The following is a 25,250-nucleotide window of genomic DNA, read 5'->3' as shown; positions in this document are numbered from 1 at the left end:
GGACCTCGGCTTCGACTCCCTCACGGCCGTGGAGTTCCGCGACCGGCTGGCTGCGCGCACCGAGCTGGCCCTGGAGGCCACGCTGCTGTTCGACCACCCGAGGCCGGCCGTGCTGGCGGCGCACCTCGTGCGCGAGGCGCTCGGGGAGCAGGGCGACGACCTGGCCGTACGGTCCACGGGTGCCGCCTCCGACGATCCGGTCGCGATCGTCGCCATGGGGTGCCGGTTCCCGGGCGGGGTCTCGTCCCCGGAGGAGCTGTGGCGGCTGGTGGCCGACGGGGTCGACGCGATCGGCGAGGCCACGGACGAGCGCGGGCGTCAGCTGCAGCGGCTGTTCGACCCGGAGCCGGGCGTGCCCGGAAGGACGTACACGCGCGAAGGCGGTTTCCTCGACGGGATCGACCTGTTCGACGCGGAGTTCTTCGGGATCTCCCCGCGGGAGGCGGCGGCGATCGACCCGCAGCAGCGCATCCTGCTGGAGACGGCGTGGGAGGTGTTCGAGCGGGCCGGGATGGCTCCGGCGTCGCTCGCGGGCAGTGCCACGGGTGTGTACGTCGGTGCGACCGCGCAGGACTACGGTCCCCGGCTGCACGAGCCCGCGGACGGGTTCGAGGGGTATCTGCTGACGGGCGGCACCCCCAGTGTCGCCTCGGGCCGGATCGCCTACACCTTCGGCCTGGAGGGGCCGGCGATCACCGTGGACACGGCGTGCTCGTCGTCGCTGGTGGCGATCCACATGGCGGCGCAGGCGCTGCGGAGCGGTGAGTGCGACCTGGCGCTGGCCGGCGGTGTGACGGTCATGTCGACGCCGGGCATGTTCGTCGAGTTCAGCCGGCAGCGGGGCCTCGCCCCCGACGGGCGCTCCAAGGCGTTCTCGGCCGACGCCGACGGGACCAGCTGGGCCGAGGGCGCCGGTCTGGTGCTCCTGGAGCGGCTGTCGGACGCGCGGCGCAACGGGCACCGGGTGCTGGCGGTGCTGCGGGGCAGCGCGGTGAACCAGGACGGCGCGAGCAACGGTCTGACCGCGCCGAACGGTCCCTCGCAGCAGCGCGTCATCCGGCAGGCGCTGGCTTCGGCGGGGCTCACGGCCGCCGACGTGGACGCGGTGGAGGCGCACGGGACGGGTACCTCGCTCGGGGACCCGATCGAGGCGCAGGCCATCCTCGCCACGTACGGCCAGGACCGCGAAGAGCCGCTGTGGCTCGGCTCGTTGAAGTCCAACATCGGGCACACCATGGCCGCCGCCGGTGTCGGCGGTGTGATCAAGATGGTGATGGCGATGCGCAACGGGGTGCTGCCGCAGACCCTGCATGTCACCGAGCCGTCCCCGCACGTCGACTGGTCGGCGGGGGCCGTGGAGCTGCTGACCGAGCAGCGGGAGTGGGCCGCGAAGGACGGTCGTCCGCGCCGGGCCGGTGTGTCGTCCTTCGGCATCAGCGGCACCAACGCCCACGCCATTCTGGAACAGGTCGAGGAGGAGGCGGAGTTGGCGTCCGCGCAGGACGGGACGGCCGTTCCGTGGCTGCTGTCCGCCGCCACCGAGACCGCCCTGCGCGAGCAGGCCGGCCGGCTGCGCGACCACCTGGCCGGGGCCGGGGAACCCGCGGTGCGGGACGTGGCCGCCGAACTCGCCCACGGCCGGGCCCTGCTCGGCCACCGGGCGGTCGTCGTCGGGGCCGGCCGCGAGGAGCTGCTCGAAGGACTCGGTGCCCTCGCCGAGGGCGGCTCGACGGCACGGGCCGTGGCCGGCTCGGTGACCGGCGACCCGGCGCCCGTGTTCGTCTTCCCCGGGCAGGGCTCGCAGTGGCTCGGCATGGCGAAGGACCTGCGCGCCTCCTCGGCGGTGTTCCGGGAGCGGCTCGCCGCCTGCGCCGAGGCGCTCGCCCCGTACACCGACTGGTCCCTCATCGATGTACTCGAAGAGACCGACGACCCGGACGCGCTCCTGCGGGTCGACGTGGTGCAGCCGGCCCTGTGGGCGGTCATGGTGTCGCTGGCCGAGACCTGGCGGTCCTTCGGGGTGGAGCCGCGTGCGGTCGTCGGGCACTCGCAGGGCGAGATCGCCGCCGCGTGCGTGGCCGGGGCGCTGTCGCTGGAGGACGGCGCCAAGGTGGTGGCCCTGCGCAGCCAGGCGATCACCGCGCTGGCCGGCGCGGGCGGCATGATGTCCGTCGCGCTTCCGGCGGACGCGGTGCGGGAACGTATCGCCGGCCAGGAGGACCGGATCGGAGTCGCGGCCGTCAACGGACCGTCCGCGACCGTGGTGGCCGGTACCCCCGAGGCGCTGGACGCGCTCATGGCCGCGTGCGAGCGGGACGGTGTGCGCGCCCGGCGCATCCCCGTCGACTACGCCTCCCACTCCCCGCAGGTCGAGACCATCCGGGAACGCCTCGCCGAGGTACTGGCGGGCATCCGGCCGCGGGCGGCGTCCGTGGACTTCTGGTCGACGGTGACCGGCGAGAGGATCGAGGGCACGGAACTCGGCGCCGACTACTGGTACCGCAACCTGCGGCAGACGGTCGAGTTCGAGAAGACGGTCCGGAACCTGCTGGCGCAGGGCGACCAGGCGTTCGTCGAGTGCAGCCCGCACCCGGTGCTCGTCATCGGCGTCGAGGAGACCGTCGAGGCCGCGCAGGCCGCGCGTTCCTTCTCCGTGCCGTCGCTGCGGCGCGGCGAGGGCGGCCTGGACCGCTTCCTCGCCTCCGTCGCCCTGGCCCATGTGCGCGGGGTGCCCGTTGACTGGACGCCCGTCCTGCCGCCCGCCCCGACCGGGCGCGTGGACCTGCCCACCTACCCCTTCCAGCGGCAGCGCCACTGGATCGACGCCGCGACCGCCACGGGCGACGTCCGGGCGGCGGGCCTGGACAGCGCAGGGCATCCGCTGCTCGGCGCGGCCGTACGGATCGCCGGTGACGGCGGCGCGGTCCTGACCGGGCGGCTGTCCCTGGACACCCACCTCTGGCTGGCCGATCACGCCGTGGAGGGCACCGCGCTGCTGCCCGGCACCGCCTTCGTGGAACTGGCGCTGCGCGCCGGTGCCGAGGCCGGCGCCGAACGGCTCGACGAACTGACCCTCCAGGCACCGCTGTTGCTGTCCGACGACGCCGAGGCGCTGGTCCAGGTGGTCGTGGGGGCGCCTGACGAGCAGGGCGCCCGGTCCGTGCGGGTGTACTCCCTGACGGACGACGGCGGACCGCTCTCGGACACCGACACCGAGGCGTGGACGTGCCACGCGGTCGGCACCCTCACCGCCGGTGAACCGGCCGCCCCCGGCACCGACTTCACGGTCTGGCCGCCGGCCGGCGCGGCTCCGGCCTCCGTGGACGAGCTGCGGGCCCGGCTCGCCGCGACCGGGTACGACTACGGGCCCGCCTTCCAGGGCCTGCGCTCCGTCTGGCGGGACGGCGAGCGCACCTACGCCGAACTGGCGCTGCCCGACGGGCTGCACGCCGACGCCCGGACCTTCGGCATCCACCCCGCCCTGCTGGACGCGGCGCTGCACCCGGTGGTGCTGCCCGCCGACGGCAGGGACACCCGGGTCCGGCTGCCGTTCTCCTGGACGGGCGTGTCCCTGTACGCCACCGGTGCCGTCGCGGCACGGGTGTGCGTGACCCCGGCCGCCGACGGCCGGGCGCTGACCATCGAGGTCGCCGACACCGAAGGGGCGCCCGTCGCCCGGGTCGACGCGCTGTCGCTGCGCCCCCTGGAGGGCGAACTCGTCCCGGCCGGGGCCCGCAGGGGTCCGACCCCGCTGCGGGTGACGTGGCTGCCGCGCCAGGCGCCGGCGCCTGCCGGGGCGGAGGGCCGCTGGGCCGTCGTGGGCACCGCGCCCGACGGGTTGGGGGACCGGTACGAGGACCTGGGCGACCGGTACGAGGACCTGCGGGCGCTCGCCGCCGACGGCACGGCGTACGACGTCGTCGTCGTGGACGCCGTCGGCGGTGACGGTGACCTGCCCGGTGAGGCGCGGGCCGTCACCGGGCGGATGCTCGGCCTGCTCCAGGAGTGGCTCGCCGACGAGCGGTGGGCGGACTCCCGGCTGGTCGTGCTGACCCGGGGAGCCGTCGCCGTACAGTCCGGCCGGACCGTGGACCTCGCCGCCGCGCCGGTGTGGGGCCTGGTGCGCACGGCCCAGTCCGAGCAGCCCGGCCGTGTGACCCTGGTGGACGTCGACGGGACGGACGTACGCGAGGCGGTGTCCGCCGTGCTGGCCCTGGACGAGCCGCAGGCGGTCGTCCGGGACGGTGCCCTGCTGGTGCCCCGGCTCACCGACGACCTGCCGGCCGCCGCGAACGAGTCGGTGGCGCTGTTCGACGCGGAAGGCACCGTACTGATCACCGGCGGCACCGGCGTCCTGGGCGGCCTCGTCGCCCGGCGTCTGGTGGAGCGGCACGGCGTACGGCATCTGCTGCTGACCTCGCGCAGCGGCCCCAAGGCGGAGGGCGCGGACGTGCTCGCCGCGGACCTCACGGCGCTGGGCGCGCAGGTCACGGTGGCCGCGTGCGACGTGGCCGACCGGGCGGACCTGGGCCGGCTGCTCGACGGGGTCCCGCAGGACCGCCCCCTGACGGCGGTCGTGCACACCGCGGGTGTCCTGGACGACGGGGTGCTCGGCTCGCTGTCGCAGGAGCGTCTGGAGAAGGTGCTGCGCCCGAAGGCGGACGCCGCCTGGCATCTGCACGAGCTCACCGCGGACCTGGACCTCACGGCCTTCGTGCTGTTCTCCTCGATCGCCGGGGTCGTGGGCAGCCCCGGCCAGGCCAACTACGCCGCCGCCAACGCCTTCCTGGACGCCCTCGCCCACCAGCGGCACGCGCAGGGGCTCCCCGCCACCTCGCTGGCCTGGGGCTTCTGGGCGCAGGCCAGCGGCATGACCGGTCACCTCGACGACACCGACCTGGCCCGCATCGAGCGCAGCGGTCTCGGCGCCCTCGACACCGAGTACGGCCTGGCCCTCTTCGACCGGGCGCTGGCCGCGGCCGAGGAGCCGGCCCTCGTCCCCGTCCGCCCGCACGGGCCGGCGCTGCGGGAGCTGGCCGTCGGCGGCAACCTGCCGCCACTGCTCAGCGGACTCGTGCGGACGCCGGTGCGCCGGGCCGCGGCCGTGTCCTCCGCGGAGTCCGGTTCCGGGCGCGGCGTTTCGGCTCTCACCGACCGGCTCGACGGCGTGGGCGCCGAGGAACGGGTCAAGGTCCTCGGCGACCTGATCCGGGCCGATGTCGCCTCCATCCTCGGGCTCGGCCACCCGGCGGGCGTCGACACCGAGCGCGGCCTGCGCGACATGGGCTTCGACTCGCTCACCGCCGTCGAACTGCGCAACCGGCTCAACACCGCGACCGGGCTGCGGCTGCCGACGACCCTCGTCTTCGACTACCCGACGGTCGGCGCGCTCACCGACCACGTGCTGTCCGAGCTCGGCTACGGCGGCGCCTCGGCCACGTCCCTCGGGCTGCTCCAGGACCTCGACAAGGTCGCGGTCGCCCTCTCCGAGCTGGTGATGGAGGCCGAGGACCACGCGGCCGTCGGCGTCCGGCTCCAGGGTCTGCTGCGCGACTGGCAGCAGCTGAGCCTGGCGGGCACCGCCGACGCGGCACCGGTGGCGGACCTGTCGGAGGCCACGGACGACGAACTGTTCGCCGCACTCGACGAGGAACTCGGCCTCTGACACCCGCTGGTCCGGGCCGGCCACTCACCAACCCATCCCATCCCGTTTCACCGTCCACACGTGCACACAAGGGGGTCGACGCCGTCATGGCGACGAACGAGGACAAGCTCCGCGACTATCTGAAGCGTGCGACAGCCGATCTGCGGCAGGCGCGCCAGCAGCTGAGCGAACTCGAGGCACGGGCCCGTGAGCCCATCGCCGTCGTGGGGATGGGCTGCCGGTTCCCGGGCGGGGTGTCCTCCCCGGAGGACCTGTGGCGGGTGGTGTCCGAGGGCGTGGACGCGATCGGCGAGTTCCCGGCCGACCGCGGCTGGGACGCCGAGGGCCTGTACGACCCGGACCCCGACGCGGTGGGCAAGTCCTACTCCACGCAGGGCGGCTTCCTCTACGACGCCGCCGACTTCGACGCCGAGTTCTTCGGGATCTCCCCGCGTGAGGCGTTGGCCGTCGACCCGCAGCAGCGCCTGCTGCTGGAGACGGCCTGGGAGGCCCTGGAGCGGGCGGGCATCGACCCGACGAGCCTGCGCGGCAGCCGCACCGGTGTCTTCTCCGGGGTCATGTACCAGGACTACTGGGGCCGCTTCCAGATGGCCCCCGAGGAGTTCGAGGGCCACCTCCTCACCGGCAGCATCGGCAGCGTGGCCTCCGGCCGTATCGCGTACACGCTCGGCCTGGAGGGCCCCGCGGTGAGCGTCGACACCGCTTGCTCCTCCTCGCTGGTCGCCATCCACATGGCCGCCCAGTCACTGCGGCAGGGCGAGTGCTCGCTGGCCCTGGCCGGCGGTGTGACCGTGATGGCGACGCCCGAGCTGTTCGTGGAGTTCAGCCGGCAGCGGGCCATGTCCCCCGACGGCCGCTGCAAGGCCTTCTCCGCCGACGCCAACGGCGCCGGCTGGTCCGAGGGCGCCGGCCTGCTGGTCCTGGAGCGGCTCTCGGACGCCCGGCGCAACGGCCACCCGGTACTGGCCGTGCTGCGGGGCAGCGCCGTCAACCAGGACGGCGCGAGCAGCGGCCTGACGGCGCCGAACGGTCCCTCGCAGCAGCGGGTGATCCGGCAGGCGCTGGCTTCGGCGGGGCTGGCGCCTGCTGATGTGGACGCGGTGGAGGCGCATGGGACGGGTACCTCGTTGGGGGACCCGATCGAGGCGCAGGCCATCCTCGCCACGTACGGGCAGGACCGTGAAGGCCCGCTGTTCCTGGGCTCGTTGAAGTCCAACATCGGGCACGCGCAGGCGGCTGCCGGTGTCGGTGGCGTCATCAAGATGGTCATGGCGATGCGACACGGTGTACTGCCGCAGACCCTGCATGTCACCGAGCCGTCCCCGCACGTCGACTGGTCGGCCGGTGCCGTGGAGCTGCTGACCGAGCAGCGGGAATGGGCCGCCAAGGACGGGCGTCCGCGCCGGGCGGGTGTGTCGTCCTTCGGCATCAGCGGCACCAACGCCCACGTGGTGCTGGAGGAGGCCGAGCCCGAGCCCGTGGAGGCGCCCGCGCCGGTCGCGGGTGTCGTGCCCTGGGTGGTCTCCGCCCGCAGCGCGGAGGCCCTGGCGGGGCAGGCCGAGAAGCTGGCCGCGTTCGCCGCCGGGACCGACACCGGGATCGGGGAGATCGGCGCGGCCCTGCTGAAGCAGCGGGCTGTGTTCGGCCACCGGGCCGTCGTACTGGGCGAGACGCGGGACGAGCTGGTTGCCGGGCTGTCGTCTGTGGTCGGCGACCGGGTCACACCGGGTGGTGTCGGTGTGCTGTTCACGGGTCAGGGGGCTCAGCGGCTGGGGATGGGCCGGGAGTTGTACGTCGCCTTCCCTGCCTTTGCCGAGGCTTTCGACGCGGTGGCGGGTGAGCTCGAGCTTCCGCTGCGGGAGGTCGTCTGGGGCGAGGACGCTGGGCAGCTGAACCAGACGGCTTTCACGCAGCCTGCGCTGTTCGCGGTCGAGGTGGCGCTGTTCCGCCTCGCTGAGCACTTCGGCGTCAAGCCGTCGGTGGTGGGTGGCCACTCCGTCGGTGAGATTGCTGCCGCGCATGTGGCCGGGGTGTTCTCCCTCCAGGATGCGGCTCGGCTGATCGCTGCCCGGGGTCGTCTGATGCAGGCGTTGCCTGCGGGTGGGGCGATGGTCGCGCTCCAGGCGACCGAGGACGAGGTGCGTCCGCTGCTGACGGACGGCGTCGGTATCGCCGCCGTGAACGGCCCGCGCTCGGTGGTGATCTCCGGCGTCGAGGCCGAAGTGCTGGCTGTGCAGGCGCACTTCGCCGACCGTAAGACGACCCGTCTCAAGGTCAGCCACGCCTTCCACTCCCCGCTCATGGAGCCGATGCTGGACGACTTCCGCAAGGTCGCGGCGTCCATCTCGTACGAGCCGCCGACCATCCCGGTGGTCTCCAACGTCACCGGCCGGCTCGCCGAACCCGGCCTGCTCCAGGACCCCGAGTACTGGGTCCGCCACGTCCGCGAAGCCGTCCGGTTCGCAGACGGCGTCGAGACCATGCGGGCCGAGGGCGTCGTGACCCTCCTGGAGCTGGGCCCCGACGGTGTCCTCACCGCCCTCGCGCAGGAGACCCTCGCGGGCGACGAGTCGGTCACCGCGATCGCCGTCCAGCGTCGGGACCGTTCCGAGGTGCGGGCCTTCCTCGACGGGCTTGCCGCCGCGTACACGCGGGGCGTCACCGTCGACTGGTCCCCGCTGCTGCCGGAGCCGAGCAGGCACGTCGAGCTGCCCACGTACGCCTTCCAGCACAGCCGTTACTGGCTGGACGCGGTGGCCGACCTGGGCGACGTCACCTCTGTGGGCCTCGGTGCGCTGGGGCATCCGCTGCTCGGTGCGGGTGTGTCCCTGGCCGGGCGGGACGGGTGGGTGATGACCGGGCGGCTGTCCGTGGCCGGCCAGCCCTGGCTCAGGGACCACGCGGTGGCCGGTACGGTCCTGCTGCCCGGCACGGCCTATGTCGACCTGGCACTGCGGGCGGCCGACGAGGTCGGTCTGGAGCGGGTGGAGACGCTCACCCTGGAGGCGCCGCTCGTCCTGCCGGAGCAGGGCGCCGCGCAGATCCAGGTGGTGGTCGGCGAGCTCGACGCCGAGGGCCGCCGCAGCCTGGAGATCCACTCGCGACCGGACGACGACGCGCCCTGGCGGCGGCACGCCCAGGGCACGCTGTCCGGTGCGGTGGGCGCGCCCGGCGGGTTCGGTGAGGTGTGGCCGCCGGAGGGTGCCGAGGCGCTGGACGTCTCGTCGTTCTACGAGGAGGCCGCCGGGCGCGGCTACGGCTACGGCCCGGCGTTCCAGGGGCTGCGGGCCGTGTGGCGGCGCGGCGACGAGGTGTTCGCCGAGGTCGCTCTCGCTTCCGAACACGCGGGTGACGCCGACCGGTTCGGCATCCACCCCGCCCTGCTCGACTCCGCGCTGCACACCGTCCTCGCGGTGGACGGCCTGGAGCCGCTGCGGCTGCCGTTCGCCTGGGAGGGCGTCGAGCTGCACGCGCAGGGTGCCACCGAGTTGCGGGTCCGGCTGACCCGGGCCAGTGCGGAGACCTGGCAGGTGCAGGTCGCCGACACCGCCGGTGGCCCGGTGGCGTCCGCCGACGCGCTGACCGTGGTGGCCGTGCCCGAGGGCCGCTCGCTCCTCGGGGCGGCGGAGTCCGCGCCGGTCTTCCGGCTGGAGTGGGTGCCCGCGCCGTCGGGCGAGAGCGCCGGAGAGCACACGGTGTTTGTCGTGCCTTCGGGTGCGGGTGAGGTCCCTGAGCTGGTGCGCGAGCAGCTCTTCGCGGTGCTGGAGCGGGTGCGGGAACTGCCCGAGGGAGAGCGACTGGTCGTCGTCACCCGGGGCGCGGTCTCGGTGGACGGCGTCGAGTCGCCTGACGTGGCGGCCGCCGCGGTGTGGGGTCTGGTGCGTTCGGCGCAGGCCGAGTATCCGGGGCGGTTCGTCCTGGTGGACGCCGACCCGGCCGTCGACGGGCTGCCCGACCTGGACCTCGGCACCGACGCCGAGCAGGTGGCGGTGCGCGACGGCATCGCCTACGTGCCGCGGCTGGCCCGCCAGGAGACGTCCGGCGAGCCGGTGTCCCTCGACCCGGCGGGCACGGTCCTGGTGTCCGGCGCGACCGGTGCGCTGGGCCGGGTCGTCGCGCGGCATCTGGTCACCGAGCACGGCGTACGGCATCTGCTGCTGGTGTCCCGGCGCGGGGCGCAGGCTGCGGGCGCCGCTGAACTCGAGGCGGAGCTGGCGGGCCTTGGTGCGGAGGTCACGCTGGCGGCCTGTGACATCGCGGACCGGGATGCCCTGTCCGAGCTGCTGAGCCAGGTCCCTGCGGAGCATCCGCTGACCGGCGTGGTCCACGCGGCCGGTGTCCTGGACGACGGTGTGCTGTCTGCCCTGTCGCCCGAGCGGTTCGAGACCGTGCTGCGGCCCAAGGTCGACGCCGCCTGGAACCTGCACGAGCTGACCACCGACCTGGACCTGTCGGCGTTCGTGCTGTTCTCGTCGGTGGCCGGAGTCGTCGGCACGGGCGGCCAGGCCAACTACGCCGCCGCGAACGTCTTCCTCGACGCCCTGGCCCAGCACCGCCGTACGGCAGGCCTCGCCGCCGTGTCCGTCGCCTGGGGTCTGTGGGGCGAGGCGGACGGCATGACCCAGGACCTCGGTGAGGCCGACCGGGTGCGGCTGTCGCGCTCGGGCATCGCCCCGATGAGCAACGCCGAGGCCCTCGCTCTCCTCGACTCCGCCCTCGGCTCGCCGGACGGCGCCGTGGTGGCGGCGAAGTGGGACATGCCCGCGCTGCGTGCGCAGGCCGGGGTCGGGACGCTGCCGGAGGTCTTCCGCAAGCTGGTCCGGGTGCGTCGGGCCGCCGCGGCGGGCCGGGGCGAGTCGGGCCTGGTGGAGCGGCTGTCGCGGCTGGCACCGGCCGAGCGGCAGCAGGCCGTCCTCGGCCTGGTGACCGGGCAGGTCGCCGGGGTGCTCGGGCACACGAACGGTGACGCCGTACGCCCCGAGCGGGCCTTCAGCGAACTCGGCTTCGACTCCCTGCTCGCCGTGGAACTGCGCAACCGGCTCAAGGCCGAGACCGGTCTGCTGCTCCCGACCACGCTGGTCTTCGACTACCCGACGCCGGCGGAGCTCGCCGACCACATCGGTGCCGAACTCCTCGGCGAGGAGCAGGCCTCGACGGCCGAGCAGGACCTGCCGACCGCGGTGGTCGACGACGACCCGATCGTCATCGTGGGCATGGGCTGCCGGTTCCCGGGCGGGGTGTCCTCGCCGGAGGACCTGTGGCGGCTGGTGTCCGAGGGCGTCGACGCCATCGGTGACTTTCCGACCGACCGCGGCTGGGACCTTGAGCACCTCTACGACCCCGACCCGGACGCCCCGGGCCGGACCCATGTGGCGGAGGCCGGTTTCCTGCGGGACGCGGCGGAGTTCGACGCCGGGTTCTTCGGGATCTCCCCGCGTGAGGCGCTCACCATCGACCCGCAGCAGCGGCTGCTGCTGGAGACGGCCTGGGAGGCGCTGGAGCGGGCGGGCATCGACCCGACGAGCCTGCGCGGCAGCCGTACGGGCGTCTACACGGGCGTCATGTACCAGGACTACAGCATGCGCCACGGCGCCAAGTTCCCCGAGGACTTCGAGGGGCACCTGGGCCTGGGCAGCGCGGGCAGTGTGGCCTCGGGCCGTATCTCCTACACGCTCGGCCTGGAGGGACCCGCGGTCAGCGTCGACACGGCCTGCTCGTCGTCCCTCGTGTCGATCCACATGGCCGCGCAGGCGCTGCGGAGCGGCGAGTGCGACCTGGCTCTGGCCGGCGGTGTGACCGTCATGGCCACTCCCTCGACGTTCATCGAGTTCAGCAGGCAGCGCGCGCTCTCGCCGACCGGCCGCTCCCGGGCGTTCTCGGCCGAGGCCGACGGCACCGGCTGGGCCGAGGGCGCGGGTCTGGTCGCGCTGGAGCGGCTGTCGGACGCCCGGCGCAACGGGCATCGAGTGCTGGCCGTCGTGCGCGGCAGCGCGGTGAACCAGGACGGCGCCAGCAACGGTCTGACCGCGCCGAACGGCCCCTCGCAGCAGCGCGTCATCCGGCAGGCACTGGCCTCCGCCGGCCTCGCGCCCGCCGACGTCGACGCCGTCGAGGCACACGGGACGGGTACCGCGCTCGGGGACCCGATCGAGGCGCAGGCGCTGATCGCGACGTACGGGCAGAACCGTGAAGAGCCCCTGCTCCTGGGCTCGTTGAAGTCCAACATCGGCCACGCGCAGGCGGCCGCGGGTGTCGGTGGCGTCATCAAGATGGTCATGGCGATGCGCAACGGGGTGCTGCCGCAGACCCTGCATGTCACCGAGCCGTCCCCGCACGTGGACTGGTCGGCCGGTGCTGTCGAGCTGCTGACCGAGCAGCGTGAGTGGGCCTCGCGGGACGGGCGTCCGCGCCGGGCCGGCGTGTCGTCCTTCGGCATCAGCGGCACCAACGCCCACGTCATCCTCGAAGAACCCGAGCCGCAGCCCGAGGTCCAGCCCGCTCCCTCTGCCGGAGGGCTCGTGCCGTGGGTGATCTCCGCCCGCAGCGCGGCGGCCCTCGCGGGTCAGGCCGAGAAGCTGACCGCGGTCGAAGGCGACGTACGAGAGATCGGTGCGGCTCTGCTCAGCCAGCGGGCGGAGTTCGATCACCGCGCGGTCGTCCTCGGCGAGACGCGGGAAGAACTCCGCGCCGCCCTTGAGGCGTTGAGCGCCGGGGAGGCGTCTGCGGACGTCGTGACGGGGACGGCCGACCAGGCCGGCAAGACCGTGTTCGTCTTCCCCGGTCAGGGGTCGCAGTGGGTCGGCATGGCCACCCAACTCGCCGAGGAGTCGCCGGTGTTCGCCGAGCGGCTGGCCGAGTGTGCCGCGGCGATCGAGGCGCACGTCGACTGGTCGGTCGAGGCGGCGCTGCGTGGCGGTGAGGGCGCGCCGTCGCTGGAGCGCATCGAGGTCGTCCAGCCCGTGCTGTTCGCCGTGATGGTGTCGCTGGCCGCGCTGTGGCGGTCGTACGGGGTCGAGCCGGACGCCGTGATCGGGCACTCGCAGGGCGAGATCGCGGCCGCGTGCGTGGCCGGTGCGCTGACGCTGGAGGACGCCGCGCGGGTGATCGTGGTGCGTTCGCGGATGTTCGCCGAGCACCTGGACGGCCGTGGGGTCGTGGTGGCGGTGGGTCTGTCCGCGGACGAGGCCGGGCCGTGGCTGGAGCCGTTCGAGGGCCGACTGTCGCTCGCCGGGCTCAACGGTCCCGGCGCGGTCACCGTGGCCGGTGACGCGGACGCGGCGGAGGAGTTCGTGGCGGCCCTGACCGCCGCGGAGGTCCGGGTCAGGGTGGTCGCCTCGGTGGCCTCGCACTCGCCGCAACTGGAGGGCGTGCGCGACGAGTTGATCGAAAGCGTGCGCTTCGTGCGGTCGCGCCCGGGGACGGTCCCGCTGTACTCGACCACCACGTGCGAGATCCTCGACGGCTCCGAGATCGACGCCGAGTACATCTACGAGAACTGCCGCCGCCCGGTCCTCTTCGAGCCGGTCGTGCGCAAGCTGCTCGACGACGGCTTCACCGCGTTCGTCGAGTGCAGCCCGCACGCCGTGCTGGCCGCCGGGGTGACGGAGACGGCGGAGGCGGCGGGCGCCCGTGCGGTGGCCGTCCCGTCACTGCGCCGCGACGAGGGCGGTCTGCGCCGCTTCGCCGGCTCGCTGGCGCAGGCGTACACCGTCGGTGTCCCCGTCGACTGGTCCCCGCTGCTCCCGGCCGGGTCCGGGCACGTCGAGCTGCCCACGTACGCCTTCCAGCACAGCCGTTACTGGCTGGACATGGTGGCGGGCGGCGGTGACGTGGCCTCCGTCGGCCTGGACGCGGTCGGGCACGGGCTGCTCGGTGCCGCGGTGCCGCTGGCGGAGGGCGACGGTGTCGTCCTGACGGGACGGCTGTCGCTGTCGGCGCTGCCGTGGCTGGCGGACCACGCGGTGTTCGGCACGGTCCTGCTGCCGGGCACGGCGTTCGTCGAGATGGCGCTGCGCGCCGCGGACGAGGTCGGGCTCGACCGGGTGCAGGACCTGACGCTGGAGGCGCCGCTGGCGCTGTCCGCGGGCGGTGCGGTGCAGGTGCAGGTGGTGGTCGGCGCGCCCGACGAGACGGGCCGGCGCCCGGTGGGCGTGCACTCCCGCCCGGAGGGCGACGGCGGCACCTGGCAGCGGCACGCGCAGGGCACGCTGTCCGGCGCGCAGGGCACGGCCGCGGAGTTCGCCGGTGCGTGGCCGCCGGTGGGCGCCCAGGCGCTGGACGTGACGTCGTTCTACGAGGACGCCGACGCCCGCGGCTACGGCTACGGCCCGGTCTTCCAGGGCCTGCGGGCCGTGTGGCGGCGCGGCAACGAGGTGTTCGCCGAGGTCGCCCTCGCCGACGGGCACGCCGCGGACGCGGACGCCTTCGGCATCCACCCCGCCCTGCTCGACTCGGCGCTGCACGCGGTGCTGGCCGCCGGGGGCGTGGAGACGATGCGGCTGCCCTTCGCCTGGGAGGGCGTCGAACTGCACGCCACGGCCGCCTCGACGCTGCGCGTCCACATCGGCGACCTGCACACCGACACCATGAAGGTCCGCGGCTACGACGCCACCGGGGCCGCGGTGGTGAGCGTCGGCTCGCTGACGGCCCGCGCGGTCACCGAGCAGCAGCTGCGGGCGGCCGTGGGCGCGGCGGCCCAGCTGCCGGTGTTCGGCGTCGAGTGGTCCGAGGCGCCCGCGCCGACCGAGAACCCGGTGACGACGGCGGCCCTGATGTCCTCGGGCGCCGAGCGCCTGGTGGCGTCCGGGATCGAGTTCACCGCGCTCTCCGAGGGACAGATCCCCTCCGACGTCCTGCTGCTCGTCGAGGGCCGCCAGGACGGCGGCGACCTGCCCGCACGGGTGCGGGAGCCGCTGTTCGAGGTGCTGGCCCGGGTGCAGGAGTGGCTGGCGGACGAGCGGAGCGCACAGTCCCGGCTGGTCGTCGTCACCCGTGGCGCCGTCGCCGTGGGCGAGGAGGAGACCCCGGACCTGACGGCCGCGGCCGTATGGGGTCTGCTGCGCACGGCCCAGACGGAGAACCCCGGCCGGCTGGCCGTCGTCGACCTCGACGACCGCCCCTCGTCCGTGGCCCTGCTGGGCTCGGTCCTGGCGGGCGGCGCCGGTCAGGTCGCGGTCCGCGGCGGTACGGCTTATGTGCCGCGCCTGGTGCGCCAGGAGACGCCGTCCGGCGAGCCGGTGGTCTTCGACCCGGCCGGTACGGTCCTGCTGACCGGCGCGATGGGCGCGCTGGGCCGGGTCGTGGCGCGGCATCTGGTCACTGAGCACGGCGTACGGCATCTGCTGCTGGTGTCCCGGCGGGGCGCGCAGGCTGCGGGCGCGGCTGAACTCGAGGCGGAGCTGTCGGGACTCGGTGCGGAGGTCACCCTGGCGGCCTGTGACATCGCGGACCGGGCTGCCCTGTCCGAGCTGCTGGCGTCGGTGTCGCCGGAGCACCCCCTGACCGGCGTCATCCACGCGGCCGGTGTCCTGGACGACGGCGTGCTGTCTGCCCTGTCGCCGGAGCGGTTCGAGACCGTGCTGCGGCCCAAGGTCGACGCCGCCTGGAACCTGCACGAGCTGACAGCGGACCTGGACCTGTCGGCGTTCGTCCTGTTCTCCTCCATGGCCGGTGTGCTCGGTGCCGCAGGCCAGGCCAACTACGCCGCCGCGAACGTCTTCCTGGACGCGCTCGCCGAGCAACGCCGGGCCTCCGGACTGCCCGCCGCCTCCCTGGCCTGGGGTCTGTGGAGCGAGACCAGCGACATGACCGGGCAGATGGAGGCGGCCGACCTCTCCCGCATCGCACGTCTCGGTATCGCCCCGCTGTCCAACACCGAAGGCGCCACCCTGCTCGACGCGGCCCTCGCGACCGGGCGGACCACCTCGGTCGTGGCCAAGTTCGACATGACGGGCCTGCGCGGCCAGGCCCGGGCCGGCACCCTGCCGGAGATGCTGAGCGGCCTGGTGCGCACCCGCCGTACCGCGACCGCGGCCGTAGGCGAGGCCGGACTGGCCGAACGCCTGGCCCGGGTGCCCGCGGCGGAACGCGCCCAGCTGGTCCTCGACCTGGTCGCGGGGCATGTCGCGGCCGTCCTCGGCCACGCCTCCGCCGACACGGTCGCGCCCGCGCGCAGCTTCAAGGAGATCGGCTTCGACTCCCTCATCGCGGTCGAGCTGCGCAACCGGCTCAACGCGGCGACCGGCCTGACCCTGCCGACCACCCTGGTCTTCGACTATCCGACCCCGGAGGCCGTCGCCCAGTACGTGCTCGAACAGGCCGAGCCCGCCGGCGAGCCGGTGCCGGACGACATGGACGAGGCCGGGGTGCGGGCGCTCCTCACCAGCATCCCCCTGGCGACGCTTCGCGCATCGGGCCTGATGGCGGACCTCGTCGCCCTCGCCCAGCCGGCCCACGGCACATCCGAGGCGGACGCGGGGCCCACGGCCGAGGAGGCGATCGACGACATGGACGCCGACAGCCTCATCGCCATGGCCCTCGGCAAGACCTCCTCCTGACCACCGAGACACGACAGCGAGCCTGGAGAACGGACATGGCAACATCCAACGAGCAACTTCTCGAAGCGCTCCGTGCCTCGGTCAAGGAGTCCGAGCGGCTGCGCCGGCTCAACGAGGAACTTGAGGCCGCCGCAGGGGAGCCGATCGCCATCGTCGGCATGGCGTGCCGCTTCCCCGGCGGGGTGTCCTCCCCGGAGGACCTGTGGCGGCTGGTCGCCGACGGCGTCGACGCCATCGGTGACTTCCCCGCCGACCGCGGCTGGGACGCCGAGGGCCTGTACGACCCGGACCCCGACGCGGTGGGCAAGTCCTACTCGACCCAGGGCGGCTTCCTCTACGACGCCGCCGACTTCGACCCGGCCTTCTTCGGGATCTCCCCGCGCGAGGCCCTGGCCGTCGACCCGCAGCAGCGCCTGCTGCTGGAGACGGCCTGGGAGGCCCTGGAGCGGGCGGGCATCGACCCGACGGCTCTGCGGGGCAGCCGTACGGGCGTCTACACGGGCGTCATGTACAACGACTACGCGACCCGCTTCCCGCACCCGCCCGAGGAGTTCGAGGCGTACTTCGGCATCGGCAGCGCGGGCAGCGTGGCCTCCGGCCGTGTCGCCTACACCCTGGGCCTGGAGGGCCCCGCGGTCAGCGTCGACACCGCCTGCTCCTCGTCCCTGGTCGCCATCCATCTCGCCGCGCAGGCCCTGCGCAAGGACGAGTGCTCGCTGGCCCTGGCCGGCGGCGTGACCGTGATGGCCACGCCCGAACTGTTCGTCGAGTTCAGCCGCCAGCGCGCGATGTCCCCCGACGGCCGCTGCAAGGCCTTCTCCGCCGACGCGGACGGCGCCGGCTGGTCCGAGGGCCTGGGACTCCTGCTCCTGGAGCGCCTGTCGGACGCGCGGCGCAACGGCCACCGGGTGCTGGCGGTGCTGCGGGGCAGCGCGGTGAACCAGGACGGCGCGAGCAATGGCCTGACCGCGCCGAACGGTCCTTCGCAGCAGCGGGTGATCCGGCAGGCGCTGGCTTCGGCGGGGCTTTCCCCTGCTGATGTGGACGCGGTGGAGGCGCATGGGACGGGTACCTCGCTCGGGGACCCGATCGAGGCGCAGGCGCTGATCGCGACGTACGGGCAGGACCGTGAAGGGCCGCTGTGGCTCGGTTCGTTGAAGTCGAACATCGGGCATGCTCAAGCGGCTGCGGGTGTCGGTGGCGTCATCAAGATGGTGATGGCGATGCGCAACGGGGTGCTGCCGCAGACCCTGCACGTGACCGAGCCGTCCCCGCACGTGGACTGGTCGGCGGGGGCCGTGGAGCTGCTGACGGAGTCCCGTGAGTGGCGGGTGCAGGACGGGCGTCCGCGCCGGGCCGGTGTGTCGTCCTTCGGCATCAGCGGCACCAACGCCCACGTCATCCTCGAAGAGGGCGAGCCGGAGCCCGAGACCCAGCCCGCTCCCTCTGCCGGAGGGCTCGTGCCGTGGGTGATCTCCGCCCGTAGCGCGAGGGCCCTCGCGGGCCAGGCCGAGAAGCTGGCCTCTGTGGAGGGGGACATACGTGACATAGGCGCGGCCCTGCTGAAGCAGCGGGCCGGGTTCGATCAGCGGGCTGTCGTACTGGGTGAGTCTCGGGATGAACTTGTTGCTGGGCTGGCCTCTGTGGCTGACGGCCGCCTGCCTGCTGGTGGTGTGGTGCCTGGCGGAGTAGGCCTGCTGTTCACGGGTCAGGGGGCTCAGCGGCTGGGGATGGGCCGGGAGTTGTACGACGCCTTCCCCGTGTTCGCCGAGGCTTTCGACGCGGTGGCTGGTGAGTTGGAGCTTCCGCTGCGGGAGGTGGTGTGGGGTGAGGACGCTGGGCAGCTGAATCAGACGGCTTTCACGCAGCCTGCGCTGTTCGCTGTTGAGGTTGCGCTGTTCCGGCTGGCCGAGCACTTCGGGGTCAAGCCGTCGGTGGTGGGCGGTCACTCGGTCGGTGAGATCGCTGCCGCGCATGTCGCCGGGGTCTTCTCCCTGGCGGATGCGGTTCGGCTGATCGCTGCCCGGGGCCGTCTGATGCAGGCGTTGCCTTCTGGTGGGGCGATGGTCGCGCTCCAGGCGACCGAGGACGAGGTGCGTGCGCTGCTGACCGAGGGTGTTGGTATCGCTGCCGTGAACGGCCCCCGCTCGGTGGTGATCTCCGGCGTGGAGGCCGAAGTGCTGGCCGTGCAGGCGCACTTCGCGGACCGTAAGACGACCCGTCTCAAGGTCAGCCACGCGTTCCACTCTCCGTTGATGGAGCCGATGCTGGACGACTTCCGCAGGGTCGCGGCGTCGATCTCGTACGAGGCGGCGAAGATCCCGGTGGTCTCCAACGTCACCGGCCGCCTCGCGGAACCCGGCCTGTTCCAGGACCCCGAGTACTGGATCCGCCACGTCCGCGAAGCGGTCCGCTTCGCCGACGGCGTCGCCGCCATGCGGAGTGCGGGTGCGGTGACGCTGCTGGAGCTGGGGCCGGACGGCATTCTGACGGCGCTGGCGCAGGAGACCCTCGCGGGGGACGAGACGGTGGCGGCGATCGCCGTTCAGCGCCGTGACCGGCCCGAGGCCCGGACCTTCCTCACCGCCCTGGCCACCGCGTACGCGCGCGGTGTCGCGGTGGACTGGGCTCCGCTGCTGCCCGCCGAGGCACGCCATGTCGACCTGCCCACCTACGCGTTCGACCGAGAGCGTTACTGGCTCGACGTACCGGACGCCCCGGGCGACGCGGCGGCGTTGGGGCTGGGGGCCGTGGAACATCCGCTGCTGGGCGCGGCGGTGCCGCTGGCGGAGGGCGACGGGGTCGTCCTGACCGGTCGGCTCTCCCTGGCCACGCACCCGTGGCTGGCGGACCACGCCGTCTTCGACACCGTGCTCGTGCCCGGTACGGCGTTCGTCGAGGTGGCGCTGCGGGCGGCCGACGAGGTCGGTCTGGACCGGGTCGAGGAACTGGCCCTGGAAGCGCCGCTCATGCTGCCCGAGCAGGGTGCCGTACAGGTGCAGGTGGTGGTCGGCGGGGCCGACGAGGCGGGCCGGCACCGGCTGGACATCCACGCCCGTCCGGATGTGCCGGGTGCGCACTGGCAGCGGCACGCCCACGGGACGCTGACCGCTGCGGACGGCATGCCCGCGGAGCTGACCGTATGGCCGCCGGCCGACGTCGAGGCCCTGGATGTCTCCTCGTTCTACGAGGAGGCCGCCGGGCGCGGCTACGGCTACGGCCCGGCCTTCCAGGGCCTGCGGGCCGTGTGGCGGCGGGGCGGCGAGGTGTACGCCGAGGTCGTCCTCCCGGCCGAACCGGCCGGTGACGCGGACGCGTTCGGCATCCACCCCGCCCTGCTCGACTCGGTGCTGCACGCCGTGATCGCCGCCGACGGCACGGACACCATGCGGCTGCCCTTCGCCTGGGAGGGCGTCGAACTCCACGCCACGGCCGCCACCGGCCTCCGTGTCCACCTCAGCGGCACGGACACCGACTCCGTGCGGCTGACGGCGTACGACGACAGCGGCCGGCCCGTGCTCGCCGCCCGGTCCGTCGCGGCTCGCCAGGTGAGCGAGGAGCAACTGCGCCAGGCGGTGGGCGCGAGCAGCGCCCTGCCTCTCCTCGGCGTGGAGTGGGTGCCCGCCTCGCCGGGCGAGAGCACTGGAGAGCACACGGTCTTTGTCGTGCCCTCGGGTGCCGGTGTGGTCCCTGACCTCGTGCGCGAACAGCTCTTCGCCACGCTGGAGCGGGTGTGGGAGCTGCCCGAGGGAGAGCGACTGGTCGTCGTCACCCGGGGCGCGGTCCAGGTGCAGGGTGAAGGGGCACCGGACGTCGCGGCCGCTGCCGTGTGGGGCCTGGTGCGCTCGGCGCAGGCCGAGTACCCGGGGCGGTTCGTCCTGGTGGACGCCGACCCGGCGATGGACGGGCTCCCCGACCTGGACCTCGGCACCGACGCCGAGCAGGTGGCGGTGCGCGGCGGTGTCGCCTACGTGCCACGTCTCGTGCGGCAGACGCAGCCCGAAGCGGAAGGCACCTTCGCTCCGGCGGGCACGGTCCTGGTGACCGGCGCGACCGGTGCGCTGGGCCGGGTCGTCGCGCGGCATCTGGTCACCGAGCACGGCGTACGGCATCTGCTGCTCGTCTCGCGGCGCGGGGCGGCAGGCTGCGGGCGCGGCTGAGCTGGAGGCGGAGCTGTCGGGACTCGGTGCGGAGGTCACGCTGGCGGCCTGCGACATCGCGGACCGGGATGCTCTGTCCGCCCTTGTCGGTTCGATCTCTGCGGAGCACCCCCTGACGGGCGTGATCCACGCCGCCGGTGTCCTGGACGACGGTGTGCTGGCCGCGCTGTCGCCGGAGCGGTTCGAGACGGTGCTGCGGCCCAAGGTCGACGCGGCGTGGAATCTCCATGAGCTGACCACCGGCCTGGACCTGTCGGCGTTCGTGCTGTTCTCGTCGGTGGCCGGTGTGGTCGGGACGGGCGGTCAGGCCAACTACGCCGCTGCGAACGTCTTCCTGGACGCCCTGGCCGAGCACCGCCGGGCCGCCGGGCTCCCTGCCGTCTCCCTGGCCTGGGGCCTGTGGGGCGAGGCGGACGGCATGACCCAGGACCTCGGTGAGGCCGACCGGGTACGGCTGTCCCGCTCGGGCATCGCCCCGATGTCGAACGCCGAGGCCCTCAGCCTCTTCGACGCGGGTCTCCGGTCCGAGCGCGGTGCGGTCGTCGCCGTGAAGCTGGACGAGCCGGCGCTGAAGGCACGGGCCCGGGCCGGCACGCTGCCGGAGATCCTCCAGGGCCTGGTCCGGGTGCGTCGGGCCGCTGCGGCGGGCCGGGGCGAGTCGGGCCTGGTGGAGCGGCTGGCGCGGCTGGCACCGGCCGAGCGGCAGCAGGCCGTCCTCGATCTGGTGACCGGGCAGGTCGCCGACGTCCTTGGGCACGCGGGCGGCGACGCGATCCGCCCCGAGCGGGCCTTCAGCGAACTCGGCTTCGACTCGCTGACCGCCGTCGAACTGCGCAACCGCCTGAACGCGGTGACGGGCCTCTCCCTGCCCACGACCCTCGTCTTCGACTACCCGAACGCCGCCGACCTGGCCGCGTTCATGGCCGGCGAGCTGGTCGGCGTACAAGCGGCCGTGCGAGTGGAGGACCTGCCCACCGCGGTGGTCGACGACGACCCGATCGTCATCGTGGGCATGGGCTGCCGGTTCCCGGGCGGGGTGTCCTCGCCGGAGGACCTGTGGCGGCTGGTGTCCGAGGGCGTCGACGCCATCGGCGACTTCCCGGCCGACCGCGGCTGGGACACCGACGCCCTCTACGACCCCGACCCCGCAAAGCCGGGCACGAGCTACCTCCTTCAGGGTGGGTTCCTGGACAGTGCCGCCGAATTCGACGCGGCGTTCTTCGGGATCTCCCCGCGTGAGGCGCTGGCCGTCGACCCGCAGCAGCGGCTGCTGCTGGAGACGGCCTGGGAGGCGCTGGAGCGGGCGGGCATCGACCCGACGGCTCTGCGCGGCAGCCGCACCGGCGTCTACACCGGCGTCATGTACCAGGACTACGCGACCCGGTTCGAGTCGGCGCCCGAGGAGTTCGAGGGCTACCTGGGCATCGGCAGCGCGGGCAGCGTGGCCTCCGGGCGTATCTCGTACACCCTCGGCCTCGAAGGCCCTGCCGTCAGCGTCGACACGGCCTGCTCGTCGTCCCTCGTGTCCCTCCACATGGCCGCGCAGGCTCTCCGGCACGGCGAGTGCGACCTCGCCCTCGCCGGTGGCGTGACCGTCATGGCCACGCCCAACGCCTTCGTGGAGTTCAGCCGCCAGCGCGGCCTCGCCCCCGACGGCCGCTCGAAGGCCTTCTCCGCCGACGCGGACGGGGTCGTGTGGGCCGAGGGCGCGGGTCTGGTCGCGCTGGAGCGGCTGTCGGACGCCCGGCGGAACGGGCATCCGGTGGTGGCGGTGCTGCGGGGCAGCGCGGTGAACCAGGACGGCGCGAGCAATGGCCTGACGGCGCCGAACGGTCCTTCGCAGCAGCGGGTGATTCGGCAGGCGCTGGCCTCGGCGGGACTGTCGCCTGCTGACGTGGATGCGGTGGAGGCGCATGGGACGGGTACTTCGCTGGGGGACCCGATCGAGGCGCAGGCGCTGATCGCGACGTACGGGCAGGACCGTGAAGGGCCCCTGTTCCTGGGCTCCTTGAAGTCGAACATCGGCCATGCCCAGGCCGCTGCCGGTGTCGGCGGCGTGATCAAGATGGTCATGGCGATGCGGAACGGGGTGCTGCCGCAGACCCTGCACGTGACCGAGCCGTCCCCGCACGTGGACTGGTCGGCGGGGGCCGTGGAGCTGCTGACCGAGCAGCGGGAATGGTCCGCGAAGGACGGGCGTCCGCGCAGGGCCGGTGTGTCGTCCTTCGGCATCAGCGGCACCAACGCCCACGTGATTCTCGAAGAACCCGAGCCGCAGCCGGAGCCGATGCGTGGTCCTGCTGCCGGTGGGTTCGTGCCGTGGGTGATCTCCGCCCGCAGCGCGGAGGCGCTGGCCGGGCAGGCAGCGAAGCTGGCCTCTGTGGACGGGGACGTACGGGACATCGGTGCGGCCCTGCTGAAGCAGCGGGCGGTCTTCGACCACCGGGCCGTCGTCCTGGGCGAGACCCGAGAGGAACTCGTCGCCGGGTTGTCCGCTCTGACCGGCGGTCGGGTGGTGCCGGGCGGGCTGGGTGTGCTGTTCACGGGGCAGGGGGCTCAGCGGCTGGGGATGGGCCGGGAGTTGTACGACGCCTTCCCCGTGTTCGCCGAGGCCTTTGACGCGGTGGTTGGTGAGCTGGAGCTTCCGCTGCGGGAGGTCGTGTGGGGTGAGGACGCTGGGCAGCTGAATCAGACGGCTTTCACGCAGCCTGCGCTGTTCGCTGTCGAGGTGGCGCTGTTCCGGCTCGCCGAGCACTTCGGGGTCAAGCCGTCGGTGGTCGGCGGTCACTCGGTCGGTGAGATCGCTGCCGCGCATGTCGCCGGGGTCTTCTCCCTGGCAGATGCTGCCAGGCTGATCGCCGCTCGTGGCCGGCTGATGCAGGCCCTGCCTGCGGGTGGGGCGATGGTCGCGCTTCAGGCGACCGAGGACGAGGTGCGTCCGCTGCTGACGGACGGGGTCGGTATCGCTGCCGTGAACGGTCCCCGCTCGGTCGTGATCTCCGGCGTGGAGGCCGAAGTCCTCGCCGTGCAGGCGCACTTCGCCGACCGTAAGACGACCCGTCTCAAGGTCAGCCACGCCTTCCACTCGCCGCTGATGGAGCCGATGCTGGACGACTTCCGCAAGGTCGCCGCATCGATCTCGTACGAGCCGGCGAAGATCCCGGTCGTCTCCAACGTCACCGGCCGTCTCGCCGAACCCGGCCTGCTCCAGGACCCCGAGTACTGGGTCCGCCACGTCCGCGAAGCGGTCCGTTTCGCCGACGGCGTCGACGCCATGCGGGCCGAAGGAGCGAGCACTCTCCTTGAGCTCGGCCCCGACGGCATCCTGACCGCCCTCGCCCGCGAGACCCTCGCAGGTGACGACACCGTCACCGCGATCGCCACGCAGCGCCGGGACCGGCCCGAGGCCCGGACCTTCCTCACCGCCCTGGCCACCGCGTACACCCGGGGTGTCACCGTCGACTGGTCCCCGCTGCTGCCGGAGCCGAGCAGGCACGTCGAGCTGCCCACGTACGCCTTCCAGCACAGCCGCTACTGGCTTCGCTCCAAGCCCGGCAACCCCCTCACCGGGGCCGCGCGAGGCGGTGTCGAGGGGCGTTTCTGGGGGGCCGTGGAGGCGGAGGACGCGGATGCGCTGGCCGAGTTGATCGGCGGGGTGCAGGACGGGCTGCCGATGGACGAGCGGGACGCGCTGTCCCGGGCACTGCCGTTGCTGGCGAAGTGGCGGATGCAGTTGCTGGAGGAGGCGGCGGCCGGGGACGAGACGCCGGCCCCGGAAACCGCGGCTCCCCTGCTGCTGCCGGACCGGCTGGCGGGGCTGCCGGAGGCCGAGCGGATGGGCCTGGTGCTGGAGGTCGTACGGCAGGAGGCCGCCAAGGCGCTGGGGCACGCGGCGGGCACCGACATCGGGCCGGACGACGATTTCCTGGATCTCGGGTTCACTTCTTTGGCCGCGGTGGAATTCGGGAATTCCTTGCGGACCGCCACAGAACTCGACATCGCGCTGAGTATCGTCTACGACTGCCCCACGCCCAGGCTTCTCGCGGAGTACGTGATGAGCGAACTGTCGAACTCGGGAGACCTCTCTTGCACGGACGTTTCATGACCGACGAAAGCCCGTGGCTGCGGCGATTTCATCCGGTGGCCGGAACAGATCAAGTCGTCGTTTTCTTTCCGCATGCGGGAGGTTCCGCGAGCTTCTTCCATCCGCACACGGTGGATCTGGCGCCCTATGTGGATACGCTGACGATTCAGTATCCGGGGCGGCAGGAGCGCTATCGGGAATCCCTTGTCGCCGACATCGGTGAACTGGCCGAGCTGATCTACGCGGAGGTGGCGCCGGCCGGTGCGGAGCAGCGGCTCGTGTTCTTCGGGCACAGCATGGGCGCGGCGCTGGCCTTCGAGGTGGCTCTGCGGATGGAGGAGCGGCTGGGCCGGGGGCCCGAGCGGCTCTTCCTGTCCGGGCGGCGGGCGCCGTCCAGTGAGCGCAGGCCCGAGACGGTCCATCTCATGGGTGACGACGGGCTGATCGCGGAGATGCTGAACAACGGCGTGACGGACCGGCGGCTGCTGACCGACCCGGACACGCTGCGGATGATCCTTCCGGTGGTCCGCAACGACTACCGGGCGATCGAGACGTACCGGCCCGATCCGGCGGCGCGGGTGGCCTGTCCGGTCACGGCGCTGGTCGGGGAGGGCGACCCCAAGTGCACGGTGGAGGAGGCCGCGGCCTGGGCGGAGCACACCTCCGGCGATTTCGACCTGGAGGTCTTCGCCGAGGGCGCCCACTTCTTCCTGGTGCCGCACCGGCAGGACGTGACCGGGGTGGTGCGGGAGCGGCTGGCGCGGGTGCCGGCCGAGATGCGCTGA

General features: G+C 73.4%; 3 protein-coding genes and 1 pseudogene (1 of these 4 running past the window's edge). All 4 read left to right on the top strand.

Annotated elements, in window-relative coordinates:
• On the top strand, positions 1 to 5,665 hold the 3' portion of the coding sequence (locus RKD23_RS18770; protein WP_424854717.1) for an SDR family NAD(P)-dependent oxidoreductase. The gene continues 2,825 nt to the left of window position 1, outside the view; only the last 5,665 of its 8,490 coding nucleotides appear in the window; the start codon falls outside the window, past its left edge; the stop codon is at positions 5,663 to 5,665.
• A complete protein-coding gene (locus RKD23_RS18765) occupies positions 5,662 to 16,221 on the top strand; it encodes an SDR family NAD(P)-dependent oxidoreductase (RefSeq protein ID WP_424858277.1) in 10,560 nt (3,519 codons plus the stop codon). The genes RKD23_RS18770 and RKD23_RS18765 overlap by 4 nt, the downstream gene beginning before the upstream one ends.
• Positions 16,218 to 24,486: pseudogene (locus tag RKD23_RS18760) on the top strand (SDR family NAD(P)-dependent oxidoreductase). The gene RKD23_RS18765 and the pseudogene RKD23_RS18760 overlap by 4 nt, the downstream one beginning before the upstream one ends.
• Complete coding sequence (locus RKD23_RS18755) at positions 24,483 to 25,250, top strand: thioesterase II family protein (protein WP_424854716.1); 768 nt, start codon at positions 24,483 to 24,485, stop codon at positions 25,248 to 25,250. Before RKD23_RS18760 ends, RKD23_RS18755 begins: the two are co-directional and overlap by 4 nt.

This window comes from Streptomyces sp. SAI-170 (assembly GCF_049739565.1).
Classification (GTDB): domain Bacteria; phylum Actinomycetota; class Actinomycetes; order Streptomycetales; family Streptomycetaceae; genus Streptomyces.
This window is presented reverse-complemented; position numbering and strand designations above follow the sequence as displayed.